Origin of the sequence: Promicromonospora sp. MEB111 (genome assembly GCF_030209445.1) — a bacterium.
Lineage (GTDB): Bacteria > Actinomycetota > Actinomycetes > Actinomycetales > Cellulomonadaceae > Promicromonospora.
Map to the genome: position 1 here is coordinate 106823 of NZ_JARVSD010000006.1, position 12856 is coordinate 119678.

A 12856-nucleotide genomic window follows, 5' to 3' on the forward strand; every position below is an offset into this window, starting at 1 on the left:
CGCCTAGGCGGCAGTGGGCAGCAGCGCGTCCCGGAACGCCGCGACCGCCGCGCCGCACGCCCAGTCGATGAACGTGTGCCGCCGCACCACCAGGCGGCAGTTGGCCGCCGCGCCGAACGCGTGCGCCGCGAACTCCTCGCGGATCCGGCGCTCGTACAGGTCGTACTCCATGACGCCCTCGCCCGCGATGACCACCACCTCCGGGTCCACCAGGTTGGCGGTGACCGCGAGGGCCGCGCCGATGGCGGTGCCCGCGCGGTCGAACGCGTCGACGGCGGTCCGGTCGCCCGCGTGCGCGAGGGAAACGGCGTCCGCGAGCGTGAGCGTGGGGTCACCGTGGCCGGCGCGCACGGCGTCGCGGATGGCGCCCGAGGAGGCCACCGCCTCCACGCAGCCGCGGCGGCCGCACACGCACACGGCGTCGGGGGAGGCCAGGGGCAGGTGGCCGATCTCGCCGACCACGCCGTGCGCCCCGACCACGACGTCGCTGTTGACGTAGATGCCGCAGCCGATGCCCGCGCCGATCGTGACGATGGCGAAGCTCTCCGCCTCCACGCCGAGCCCGAACCACTGCTCGGACCGGGCGAGCGCGCGCACGTCGTTCTCGACGACGACCGGCAGTCCGACCTCCCGCGCGACCGCCGCACCCAGGGGCACGTTGGCCCACCCCAGCAGCGGGGAGTGGCGCACCACGCCGGAGCCCGTGTCGATGTCGCCCGACGCCGACACGCCGAGGCCGACGAGACGGTCGGCGCTGTCGCCGAGCTTGTCGATCAGCCGCCGCGCGCAGCGGACGATCTCGCGCGTGACCGTCTCGGGGTCGTGCCGCTCGAGCGCGCGCCGGGTGGAGGTGAGCACCTCGTTGCCGATGCTCACCGCGACGGCCACGATCTCGTCGGCGTTGACCTTGACGCCGATGGCCAGCATGGAGCGGGGCACCACGCTCAGCGGGTAGACGGGCCGCCCCGGGGACGAGCTCTCGGCGTGCTCGCCGACGGTCACGAACCCGTCGCGGATCAGCGGGCTGACCGTCTTGGTCACCTTTGCCTGGGACAGGCCGGTCAGCCGGCCGATCTCGATCCGGCTCACCGGGCCGTGCGTGATGATGCGCGTGAAGATCTCCGCCGACGTCGTCGTGCGCAGCTTGGGGCGGCGCGGCGGCGTCGGGGGCGGCGTGGCACTCATGGGAAACCTCGTCCTCGGCCTGGGCGCGGCGCACGAGGCGCCGCGCCCAGGCCGGCCGTCACTACTTGGAAAGAATCTCCTGGGCCTTGTCCGCGGCCTCCTGCCACACGTCGTCGTCACGCTGGTGGCTGTAGTACGCCTCGAACAGCGGCTGCAGCTCCGACTTGAGCTCCGCGCCGTTGCGGTAGGCCAGCGACGGCTCGAGCTCATCGTTCTTCGCGTAGTTGACGAACACGCTCAGGTCGACGCCCTTGTCGAGCTGGTCCGCGGCGAGCGCGTCCATGGCCGACGGGATGGACGGGAAGAACGAGCCCGACGTCAGCGCGGCGCTCTCCTGGCACTCGGCCGTGCCCATGAACGAGATCCAGTCCCAGGCCGCCTGCTTGACCTTGCTGCCCGACCAGAGCATGTTGCCGTTGGAGTTGCTCATCACCACGCGGGTCTCGCCGTCCGGGCCGAGCACGTTGGGCGCGATGCCGACCGACATGTCGGGCAGCTTGGCGAACGTCGTGGCCGACCACGAGCCGCCGGAGATCATCGCGACCGAGCCCGAGCCGAGCTGCTCGGTGTCACCGACGGTGAACTGGCCGAACTCCGGGGCGAGGCCGCGGTCGGACAGGCCGCGCAGGTAGTCCATGGTCTCGGTGAACGCCGGGTCGTCGAAGGCGAAGGACGTCGGCCAGGCCGCCGGCTCGCGCATCGTCCAGTCCGACGAGGCGGCGAACTGGTACCAGGTGGTCTGCCCGAGGTAGTCGGCCGTGCCGAGCGCCCCGATGCCGTAGACCGCGACCTTGTCCTTGTCGAAGCCCTTCTCGTCGCCGCGCCTGCCGTTCTCGTCGACGGTGAGGCGGGCGACGACCTCGTCGAAGGTGCCACCGTCCTCCGGGTTCCAGGTCATGTTCTGGACGTCGTCCTCGGAGAGGCCCGCGTCCTTGAGCATGTCCTTGTTGTAGTAGAACGCCGACCCGGCCCAGTCGAGCGGCAGGGCGTACTGCTTGTCGTCCGTGTACGTGAAGGCGGGGACGCCCACGTTGAACACGCCCAGGTCGTAGTCCGACTCGGCGATGTAGTCGTCGAGCGGCTCGAGCTGGCCCTGCTTCGCGTACGAGTCGAGGAACTCCACGCTGTTCTGGAACGCGTCGGGGGCGTTGCCGGCGACGAAGCCCGCCGTCAGCTTGGTGAAGTAGTCGTCCACCGCGTACTGGGTGATGTTGACCGTGATGTCGGGGTACTTCTCCTGGAACGCGGGCAGGCAGGTCTTGTAGGACTCCGCCTGCTTCTCGTCCCAGGTCCACCAGTTGACGGTGCCCGCGTGGGCGCCCTCCTCGGCCGCTCCGCCGGCGGAGCCGCCCGCGCAGGCGGCCAGCGAGACGGTGACAGCGGCTGCAGCGACGATGCTCAGCATGTGCTTCGGTTTCATGATTCCTCTTCGATCAAGGGACCGGGTGGGTTCGGTTCGGGTTGGTAGGGCCGGCGGTCGTCCCGAGCAGGCGGCCGAGCACGTCGAGCGCGCCCTGCCGGTCGAGGCTGCCGCCGGCGTCATGGCCGTTGGACGGCCAGACGGTGATGTCGTGCTGCGCCGCGTACTCGTTGTGCGCGGCGAACACGGTTTCCGGGGGAGTGATGTCGTCGTCGAGCCCGCAGGAGAACCAGGCGGGCGTGCGCGCGAGGCGCGCGAAGTTGACCACGTCCACGTAGCGGAGCGTGGCCAGGGCGCGCTCGCGGCGCGCCCGGTCCCGGGCCAGCAGGTCGGCGAGCTCCCGGTAGGGCCCGTGCGCGCTCAGGGTGAGCGCACCCGGGAGGTCCGCGAGGAACGGCGCCTGGGCGAGCACGGCCGACACGTCGTCGGCGAGGTACCCGGCGGCCAGCGCGATCCCGGCGCCCTGGCTGTTGCCGAGCACCGCCACGCGGCCGGGGTCGACGCCCGGCAGCAGCCGGACGGCGTCCACGGCGCGGGCCGCGTCGGTGAGCACGCGCCGGTAGTAGTAGCCGGCCGGGTCCGCGAGGCCGCGCGTGATGTACCCGGTGCTGTCGCCCCACGGGCCGTCCGGCGTGGAGCCGTCGCCCTGGCCGCGGGTGTCCATGACCAGGTGGGCGTAGCCCGCCGCGGCCCAGGTCAGGTCGTCGATCGCGTGCCCGCGGCCCGCGCCGTACCCGGTGAAGTGGACCACCGCGGGCAGCAGGCCGTCGCGGTGCCGCGGCAGCCGGAGCCACGCGCGCACCGGCTCGCCGCCGAACCCGGGAAAGGTCACGTCGAGCACGTCGATCGCGCCGAGCAGGGTCTCCACCGGGACGGCGGACGGCGGCGCGTCGTACCGCCGGGCCTCGGCGAGGGTGTCGCGCCAGAACCCGGCGAAGTCGTCCGGCAGCTCCTGCGTCGAGCGGTAGGCGCGCAGGGCGGGCTCGCGGGGGTCCGGGATGGTCATGAGGTCTCCCCGAACAGGCTGTCGGCGGCGACGGGCGAGCCCACGGGCACCGTCCGGGACCGCCCGGCGAAGCTCACGGTCACGTCGCGCGGGCCGGCGCCCACGACGTCGTGCAGACGCAGCGCGACCGGGCGGCCGCCCCGCCAGTCGAGGTCCACCGCGATGCCCCCGCGGGTGCGCACACCGGTGATCCGGCCGTCGGGCCAGGCCGCCGGAAGGGCGGGCAGCAGCCGGACCGGGCTGTCGGGCGTGCCCTCGCCGGTGCCGACCAGCATCTCGGCGATGGCCGCGGCCAGGCCGAAGTTGCCGTCGATCTGGAACGGCGGGTGCGTCGAGAACAGGTTCGGCAGCAGCCCGCCCCACTCCGAGCCGTCCGGCGGCGCGTCGAGGTCGGGGTCCCCGGGGTAGGGGGTGGTCGCCTCGCGCAGCAGGTCGCGCGCGACGTCGCCGTCGCCCAGTCGTGCCCGCATCGCGATCTTCCACGACCAGGACCAGCCCATGGCCCCCGGCCCGCGGGCGTCGAGGGTGCGGCGGGCGGCGTCGGCCAGCTCCGGGGTGCGCTCCACGTCGACGGCATGCAGCGGGTGCAGCCCGATCAGGAGTGACAGGTGGCGGTGGTGCGGTTCGAGCGAGGCCGAGTCGTCGCCCCATTCGTACAGGGTGCCGTCGTCGGCCACGCGCAGCGGCGCGATGCGGGGCAGCGCGGCGCGGATCTCGTCGAGCAGCGTCGCGTCCGCGGCGTCCGCCACGCCCACGGCCTCCGCGGCCGCGAGCGTGCGTTCGAGCGTCGCCCGGATCAGGCTGAGGTCCATCGCGGACGACGTGGAGACGGCGCCGGACGTGCCGTCGGCGCGCAGGAAGAAGTTCTCGGGCGACGTCGACGGCGAGGTGCCGAGCGTGCCGTCCGGGCCGGCCACCAGCCAGTCGAGCGCGAAGGCACTCGCGCCGAGCAGCAGCGGGAGCACCCGCCCCGCGAGCTCGTCGCGGTCGCGTCCGTACTCCCAGCGCTGCCACAGGTGGTCCGCGAGCCACAGGCCGCCCATCGGCCAGAACGCCCACGACGTCGGGCTGTGCCCGGCGCCGACGGGCAGCGCGTACCCCCACGGGTCGGTGTTGTGGTGCGCCACCCAGCCGCGGGCGCCGTAGAGCTCGCCGGCCACCGCACGGCCCTCGCCGGCGACGCGCTCGATCAGGTCGAGCAGCGGCTCGTGCAGCTCGCCCAGGCCGGTGCGCTCGGCGAGCCAGTAGTTCATCTGGGTGTTGATGTTGATCGTGTAGTTGGACGACCACGGCGGCCGCATCGACGCGTTCCAGATGCCCTGCAGGTTGGCCGGCGGCGAGCCGGGCCGCGACGACGAGACGAGCAGGTAGCGGCCGTACGCGTAGATCACGCGCGCCAGGGCGCGGTCGTCCGCGTCGGCCAGGAGGGCGTCGACGTCGACGGGCTCGTCGCCGGCGGGGACGCCCAGCTCCAGGCCCGACCGGCCGAGCAGCTCGCGCGCGGCGGCCTCGTGCCGGGCGCGCAGCGCTCCGGCGCCGGACGCCGCGACGTCCTGCGCGTGCCGGGTGGCGCGCGCGACGAGCTCGTCGCGCGGCGCCTGCGGCTCGTGCCGCCACCAGCGGCGCGCGTTCGTCTCGGTCGTGACCGCGAGCAGGACGCGGCGCGCCCCGGTGATCACGACCTCGTGCGTCCCGGGCACCACGGTCGCCGCGCCGTCGGTGCGCACCGCCACGGCGACGGCGGCGGCCGGGTCGAACCCGGATCCGCCGACGGCCTCCGGCCCGCCCTCGCGCCAGACGTGCGCGACGGCGTCGGGCTCGTGCTTCGGCGCGCCGTCGACCGGCGTCTCCACCAGCAGGGACAGGTGCGCGAGGCCGCCGTCGGACACCCCGGCGTCCGAGCCCGCGACCCGCAGCGGCGACCGCAGCCGCACCACCGCGGAGACGGGAGAGTCGGCGACGAGCTCGACCACGAGCGCGCCGTCGGCCGCGGAGACCCAGGTGGCGCGGCGCACGGGCACGCCGTCCAGCAGGAAGGTCTCGTCGACCACCGCGGACGACAGGTCGAGCACCCGCTCGTACCCGGTCGTGTCGATCCGGCCGAGGTCCAGGTCGAGGTCGCCGAGCGGCAGGAACTCCTGGCTCCACGGGCCCTCGAAGGTGCGCAGCAGGCGTTCTGTCTCGTCGTCGTCGTGCCGGGCGACGGCGTCCCGTACCTGGGCGAGGCGCTCGGGACCCGCGCCGCCGGCGACGACGGCGTCGAGCGCGCGCCGCGGGCCGTCGGGGGTGCCCGACCACAGCGAAGCGTCGTTGAGCCCGATGCGCCCGCGGGCGTCGCCCAGCACCATGCCGCCGATCTCTCCGTTGCCCACGGGCGTCGCCTCGCCCCAGCGCGCGGCGCGCGCGGTCCAGCGCAGGCGGACCGGGCGCGGTGCGGTACTCACTTGAGCCCCGAGAAGCCGATGGAGTCCACGATCCGGCGGCCGAACGCGAGGAACAGCACCAGCATGGGCAGCGCCGCGACCAGCGTGGCGGCCATCAGGCCCGCCCAGTCCGGCGCGGCCTGCGGCGACGACTGCTTGAACACGGCCAGGGCGAGCGTGAGCGGGCGCACGCTGTCGTCGCTGGTGACCAGGAGCGGCCAGAAGTAGTCGTTCCAGGCGCCGATGAAGCCCAGGATGGACAGCGTGGTCACGGGGCCCGACGTCATCGGCAGCGTGATCTGGAACAGCACGCGCAGCCGGCTCGCGCCGTCGATCAGCGCGGCCTCCTCGATCTCACGGCTGAGGCCGAGCATGAACTGGCGCAGGAAGAAGATGTTGAACGCCGAGAACAGCGCTCCCGGCAGGATCAGCCCGCCGAACGTGTTGAGCAGGCCCAGGTCCTTGATCAGCACGAAGTTCGGCAGGAGCGTCAGGATGCCGGGCACCATGAGCGCCGTGAGCAGGATCGAGAACACGAGGTCCCGGCCGGGCCACTCGAGGCGGGCGAACGCGTAGGCGGCGATCAGCGAGAAGAACACGACCAGGCCGGTCGAGAGCGTCGCGAAGATCAGCGAGTTCAGCGCGAAGTGCAGGATGTTGATGCTGGCGCCCGAGCCGCCCTCCGCGAGCGACTCCGCCGACGTCGCGATGCCGAGCACCCGGCGGAACGCGCCGAGCGTGAAGTCGACCGGCAGCAGCGACGACGGGTGGGTGATCAGGGCGTAGTTGTTCGAGAACGACGTGCGCAGGATCCAGTAGAACGGGAAGAGCGTCACGAGCACGACGCCGCCGAGGTAGGTCCAGGCGACGGCGCGCCCCAGGCTGGGGCGACGCCGGGCGGGCGATGGCCGGGTGCCGGCACGGCTGGTCGGACGGGCGGCGGGCCGGACGGTGTCGGCGGCAGGAGGTGCGGATGCGGAAGCGGCTGCGGATGCGGATGCGGACATGCGGGGGTTCCTCACTGGTTCGGGGCGGCGCGGACGGGCGACGGGTCAGTCGGTGTCGGACTCGTCGGCGCGCAGCAGGCGCATCTGCAGGAAGGTGATGGCGATGAGCATCGCGAACAGCGCGAGCGACATCGTGGCGGCGTAGCCGAACTCGAACTGGCCGAACGCCTTGTCGTAGATGTAGAGCTGCAGCACGTTCGACGCGCGGGCCGGGCCGCCCTGGGTGGTCACGGCCACGAGGTCGAAGACCTGGAACGAGCCGATCACCGTCAGCACCAGCACCATCGCCAGCACGGGCCGCAGCAGGGGCAGCGTGAGGCGCCGGAACATCTGCATCTCGTTCGCGCCGTCGATCCGCCCCGCCTCGTAGATGGTCGGCGGGATGGTCTGGAGGCCGGCGAACACGATGATCGCGTTGTACCCCATGCCCTTCCAGACGCTGATCAGCGCGATCGTGGGGATGGCCCACCTGCTGGAGCCCAGGAAGAAGACCGGGTCGAACCCGAGCTGGCGGATGGCGATGTTCACGATGCCGAGCTGCGCGTCGAGCATCCAGGACCACGTGGTCGCGGCGACGACGCCGGAGATGAGGAACGGCAGGATGATGACGCCGCGCAGGGCCGTGGAGGCCGTGAGCCGGTGCAGCACCACGGCCGTCGTGACCGACAGGGTCATGCCGATCACGACCGACAGGAGCACGAAGTAGGCCGTCACGCCGAGCGAGTGCCAGAAGACCTCGTCGGCCACGAGCCGCTTCAGGTTGTCCAGGCCGGTCCACTCCGGTGGGGTGAGCACCCGGAAGTCGGTGAAGCTCAGGTAGATCCCGCGCAGCGTCGGGTAGGCCGCGAAGACGAGGAAGCCGATGACGGCCGGTGCGATGAGGACCCAGGCCAGCCGCGCGTCCCCGCGATGGGCGGGTGAGCCGGCGCGGCGTACCGGCCCGGTCTTGCGTACGCGTCCGGTCGCGGTCCGTCCGCGCGCCGGGGTCGTGGTGGAGATCGCCATCGGCCTCATCCCTCGTCGTCGAAGTGCAGGAGGTGTCGGCACCTCGCTTGCTGCCGAGAGCGTAGGGCGACTAAGTTTCCGCTGTCAAGAAAGTCGATTCGGGGTGGTGAAGATGTCTGCTGGTGATGAATACGCGGTGCTGAGCGCGGCCGGGGTGTCGCTCGTGCTCGACCTCGCGGGCGAGATGCCCCGGGTGCTGCACTGGGGCGAGGACCTCGGCGACGTCGGCCCCGACGGCGTCGCCGCGCTGCGGGAGTCCGGGCTGACGGCGCGGGTCGCCAACTCCCCGGAGGCGCCGCGCGCGCTCACGCTCCTGCCCGTGGAGCGGGACACCTGGTCCGGTCTGCCGGGCCTCGAGGGCCACCGCGCCGGGACGGCGACCACGCCGCGCCCGGAGCTGGTGGGGGCGCGCGTCGAGGTGCCGGCCGACGGCGTCGGCGGCACGGTGCGCCTGGACCTGCGCGAGCCGGTCGCGGACCTCGCGCTGGCGGCCGAGGTGGAGCTGGAGGCAACGGGCGTCCTGCGGGTGCGGTGGACGGTGACCGCGGGCGGTCAGAGTGCGGATGCCTACGACCTCGCGCACGTCGTGGCGCTGCTGCCCCTCCCGGCGCGCGCCACGGAGGTGCTCGACTTCAGCGGGCGCTGGAGCCGGGAGCGGCAGCCGCAGCGGCTGCCGCTGGTGGACGGCACGCACCTGCGCGAGGTGCGCCGGGGCAAGCCGGGGCTCGACTCGCCCTACCTGGTCGCCGTCGGCACGCCGGGCTTCGCCCACCGCACGGGCGAGGTCTGGGCGGCCCACGTGGCCTGGAGCGGCGACCAGCGCTGGATCGTGCAGCGCCTGCCCGAGGGCGCGGGCGCGCACGCGGCCGTGCTCGGCGGCGGCGAGCTGCTGCGCCCCGGCGAGGTGCGGCTGGGCCCGGGGGAGAGCTACGCGGCGCCGGACGTGCTGTTCGCGTGGTCGGACGCCGGGCTGGACGGCCTCGCCGACCGGTTCCACCGCCGTACCCGCGCCCGCCGTCCGCGCCGGGCGCCGCAGCCCCTGGTGCTCAACACGTGGGAGGCCGTCTACTTCGACCACGACCTGGGCCGGCTCGGCGAGCTCGTGGACCGGGCGGCCCGCGTGGGCGTGGAGCGGATCGTGCTCGACGACGGCTGGTTCCGCGGCCGGCGGGACGACACGGCGGGTCTCGGCGACTGGCAGATCGAGGCGGACGTCTGGCCCGACGGGCTCGACCCCTTCGTGGCGCGGGTGCGCGAGGCGGGGATGGAGTTCGGGCTGTGGTTCGAGCCCGAGATGGTCAACCTCGACTCCGACCTGGCGCGCCTGCACCCCGAGTGGCTGCTGGCGCCGTCGGCGGGGGTGGGCTCCAGCTTCCGCAACCAGTACGTGCTCGACGTCGCGCACCCCGACGCGTACGCGTACCTGCTGGAGTCGATCTCGAAGCTGGTGGAGCGCTACGAGATCGCCTACATCAAGTGGGACCACAACCGGGAGCTGCACGAGGCGGTGGTGCGCGGCGGCGCCGCCGGGGACCGGCCGGGCGTGCGGCGGCAGACGCTGGCGCTCTACGCCCTGCTGGACGAGCTGCACGACAGGCACCCGGGGCTGGAGATCGAGAGCTGCGCGTCGGGTGGCGGGCGCATCGACCTCGGCATCCTGGAGCGCACCGAGCGGGTGTGGACCTCGGACTGCAACGACCCCGTGGAGCGCCAGCAGATCCAGCTCTGGAGCGAGCTGCTGCTGCCGCCGGAGCTGCTGGGCTCGCACGTGGGCGCGGAGCGGGCGCACACCACGAACCGCGTCACCGACCTGTCCTTCCGGCTGGTGACGGCGGCGTTCGCCGCGCCCGGGATCGAGTGGGACATCACCGGCTGCACCGAGGACGAGATGGAGCGGCTGACGTCCTGGGCCGCGTTCGTCACGTCGCGGCGGGACCTGCTGCACGGGGGAGTGCGCGTGCACGCGGACCTCGCCGACGAGCAGACGCTGCTGCACGGCACCGTGTCCGAGGACCGTGCGCGGGCACTGTTCGCGTGGGTGCGGCTGGCGAGCTCGGCCGGGCCGCAGACGGCGCGGGTGCCGTTCCCGGGCCTCGACCGCGACCGGGTCTACGTGGTGCGCGTGCCGGACGCGTTCGGCACGGCCGCCGTGCACGGCCAGGAGCCCGCCTGGATCGCGCGGGCCCGCGGCGCGGAGGGCTTCCGGGCGTCCGGCGCGATCCTCGCCGGCGCGGGCCTGACGCTGCCGGTGCTCCAGCCGGCGTCGGGCATGGTGCTGGAGCTCACAGCAGAGTGAACGGGTCAGACGCTCAGGCCCTCGGGGGACCTGAGCGTCTGACACGTCGGGGGTGTCAGCGCGAGAAGCGGAAGCCGTCGCTCCGGATCGGCGCGTCCGAGCCGTTCACCACCACGATGCGGTGGCTGCCGCGCTTGAGGCCGGAGACGGAGTACAGCTCCTGCTGCGTGCGGCGGGCCGCGGAGCTCGTGTCCACGGTCTGCTTGAGCACCCCGTCCACGTAGACGTGCACGGGACCCTGGTCGGGCGCCGTCGGCGCGATCCACGTCACCCCGGTTCCCGTGAACGTGAGGTCGGTCCAGGCCTCGCCACCGGCGGTGTGCACGTCGTCGGCGGCGTCGCCGCGGAACGCGAACGCCAGCGCGGTGTCGCCCGCGGGCAGGGCCGTGAGGAACCCGGCCGACAGCACGACCGCCTGGCCGTCGGCGGTCCAGTCCGTGCCCCGCTCCAGGACGGTGTCGCCGTGCCGGATCGCGGTGAGCTCACCCGGGTCGCGGGCCAGCTCGACGCGGGTCGCCTCGGCCTGCTCGTCGGGCACCACGATCGCGTTCGGCGTCACCAGGTTCTCCTGCTCCACGTCGATCCGGTCCAGGAGCATGAACCGCCCGGACTTCTTCTCCACGCGCAGCGTGTGCTCGCCGTCCGCGAGGTCCGACGTCGTCCACACCGCCTGCTGGCTCTCGCGCGGCGTCCCGGCCGGCAGTGACGCGTCGACCGTCTCGACGAGCTCGCCGTCGAGGTAGACCGCCACCTCGCCCTGCGACTCGTCGCGCTCGGTCACGTACGTCACGCCGGTGCCGCGGAAGGTCAGCTCGAAGGCGTCGCCGTCCTTCTCGGTCCAGTGCACGTCGTCCTCGTGGTCGCCCAGCCCGCGGCCGGTGCTGTGGCTCCAGCTCCCGGAGTAGGAGATCTCGGCGGCGTCGTCGTTGAGCTGCTCGACGCGGGCGTCGGTGTCGCCCGGCGCGGGCGCCTCGTCGCCGTCCGCCACGACCGAGACCGCGAGGTCCTGCGACGTCGCCGCGACCTCCTGGTTGCCGTTGCGCTGCCAGTCGCCGCCGTAGCCCACCTGGAGCACGTCGTCGTTCACCGTCGACGCCGCGCGACCGGCGGGCGTGACCCGCAGCAGCCGCACGCCGTGCGGCGGCACGTCGGTGGCCGTGAAGCCGTCGGTGAACGAGCCGAGGTTCTTGCGTGCCCACACGTCACGCACCTTGTGGCCGCCGTCGGCGAGCCCGAGGTCCGTCCAGTCGGCCGTGATGTCGGCGTCGGTCGAGCCGAGGTTGAAGAGCCCGACCACGTACGAGCCGTCGTCCTGCAGCGAGTACCAGACCTGCCGCTTGCCCGCCGTCGAGACGGGGTGCGCCGGGATCGCGGCCTGGTTGATCGCGATGACCTCCTCGTTGGTCAGCAGGCTCAGGCCGAACGTGTCGAGCTGCGTGAGGTCGTTCCCGGTGTACATCGGGGCCGCGGAGATGGCCCACAGGCTGGTCGCGGTGCGGCGCTCGTCCTGCGTCAGGCCGTCCATGCGGCCGTTGCCGACGTTGAGCGAGTCGAGGTCGCCGAACCCGCCCGGACCGGTGTGCCGCCACCACTGCTCCGCCTTGGGGAACAGGCGCGCGATGTTGGGCCACGTGGTCAGGGCCTCGTTCTCGCAGTAGCACTCGACGTCCCAGTCGACCCGCCAGCCGTCGGCCTTCTCCTTCCAGTAGTCCGCGTAGGCCGGGTCGAGCGCCCAGGACAGCTCGAACCAGATGCCGCGGCCGTGCAGCGCGTCGGACCAGGCCGCGACGTCGCGGCGGGCGTCGAGCGACAGGTCGGAGATGCCGGAGCCGGGGGTCACGCTGTCGAACTTGACGAAGTCGACGCCCCAGTCGTCCAGCAGGGCGCCGATGGAGTCGATGTACTTGGTCGTGCAGGGGTCGTCGAAGTCGAGCGCCCAGCCGATGCCCCAGTAGTCGGCGCGGGTCAGCGGCTGCTTGACGATGTCACCGGTGCTGCAGCCCGGCGCGTTCCAGACCGGCAGGTCGGCCTCGTACACCTCGGGCCCGATGCCCGGGATGAAGTACAGCCCGAACTTCTGGCCGTTGTCGTGCACGTGGTCGATCACGGCCTGGAGGCCGTCCGGGTACAGCGACGTGCTGGGGGTGGGGCGGCCGTACTCGTCGACGCCGTCGTTCCAGCCCGCGTCCACGTTGATGCGGTCGTAGCCGTAGCGCTGCAGCTTGGTGTGCATGGCGTCCGACTGGGCGATGAGCTGGTCGGCGTCGATCCAGCGGCCGTCGCCGCTGTAGACCTGCATGCTGAAGCTGCTCCAGCCCATGTACGGCGCCGTGGCGAGGTCGCCGGGCTCGACGCGGGGCACGGGCGCCGGGGGCGTGGGTGCGGGGTCGGCGGCGGCCTCGGCCGAGGGGGCCGTGGCGACCGCGGGAGCGGCGGAGCCGGCGGCCACGAGGCCGACGAGGGCGAGTCCGCACAGCGCCTGCCGTAGCAGGCGTCGGGGGCTTGTCATGGGTG

General features: G+C 73.2%; 8 protein-coding genes. 1 reads left to right on the top strand and 7 read right to left on the bottom strand.

Annotated features, from left to right (window positions below):
• Positions 1–3: 3 nt before the first annotated feature.
• The 6 genes from QRN56_RS06665 to QRN56_RS06690 all read right to left on the bottom strand — a co-directional run bounded on the left by QRN56_RS06665 (position 4) and on the right by QRN56_RS06690 (position 8046).
• Entirely contained in the window at positions 4–1185 is a 1182-nt protein-coding gene (locus tag QRN56_RS06665; protein ID WP_285102019.1) for an ROK family protein, read from the bottom strand.
• 61 nt (positions 1186–1246) lie between these two features.
• Positions 1247–2605: an ABC transporter substrate-binding protein gene (locus tag QRN56_RS06670; protein ID WP_285102020.1), complete on the bottom strand. Its 1359-nt coding sequence runs from the start codon at positions 2603–2605 to the stop codon at positions 1247–1249.
• A 13-nt stretch (positions 2606–2618) separates the two neighbouring features.
• Complete coding sequence (locus QRN56_RS06675; protein WP_285102021.1) at positions 2619–3611, bottom strand: acetylxylan esterase; 993 nt, start codon at positions 3609–3611, stop codon at positions 2619–2621.
• Complete coding sequence (locus QRN56_RS06680) at positions 3608–6055, bottom strand: glycosyl hydrolase family 95 catalytic domain-containing protein (RefSeq protein WP_285102022.1); 2448 nt, start codon at positions 6053–6055, stop codon at positions 3608–3610. Before QRN56_RS06680 ends, QRN56_RS06675 begins: the two co-directional genes overlap by 4 nt.
• On the bottom strand, positions 6052–7041 hold the full coding sequence (locus QRN56_RS06685; protein ID WP_502928758.1) for a carbohydrate ABC transporter permease: 990 nt from the start codon (positions 7039–7041) through the stop codon (positions 6052–6054). The genes QRN56_RS06680 and QRN56_RS06685 overlap by 4 nt, the downstream gene beginning before the upstream one ends.
• Before the next feature lie 45 nt (positions 7042–7086).
• Positions 7087–8046: a carbohydrate ABC transporter permease gene (locus QRN56_RS06690; protein ID WP_285102023.1), complete on the bottom strand. Its 960-nt coding sequence runs from the start codon at positions 8044–8046 to the stop codon at positions 7087–7089.
• 112 nt (positions 8047–8158) lie between these two features.
• Here QRN56_RS06690 and QRN56_RS06695 point away from each other — a divergent pair, with 112 nt between their 5' ends.
• The gene (locus QRN56_RS06695) at positions 8159–10342 is read left to right on the top strand and encodes an alpha-galactosidase (protein ID WP_285102058.1); all 2184 of its coding nucleotides are present in this window, start codon (positions 8159–8161) and stop codon (positions 10340–10342) included.
• 55 nt (positions 10343–10397) lie between these two features.
• Here QRN56_RS06695 and QRN56_RS06700 read toward each other — a convergent pair whose 3' ends face one another.
• On the bottom strand, positions 10398–12851 hold the full coding sequence (locus QRN56_RS06700; RefSeq protein WP_285102024.1) for a glycoside hydrolase family 27 protein: 2454 nt from the start codon (positions 12849–12851) through the stop codon (positions 10398–10400).
• Between the last annotated feature and the right edge of the window lie 5 nt (positions 12852–12856).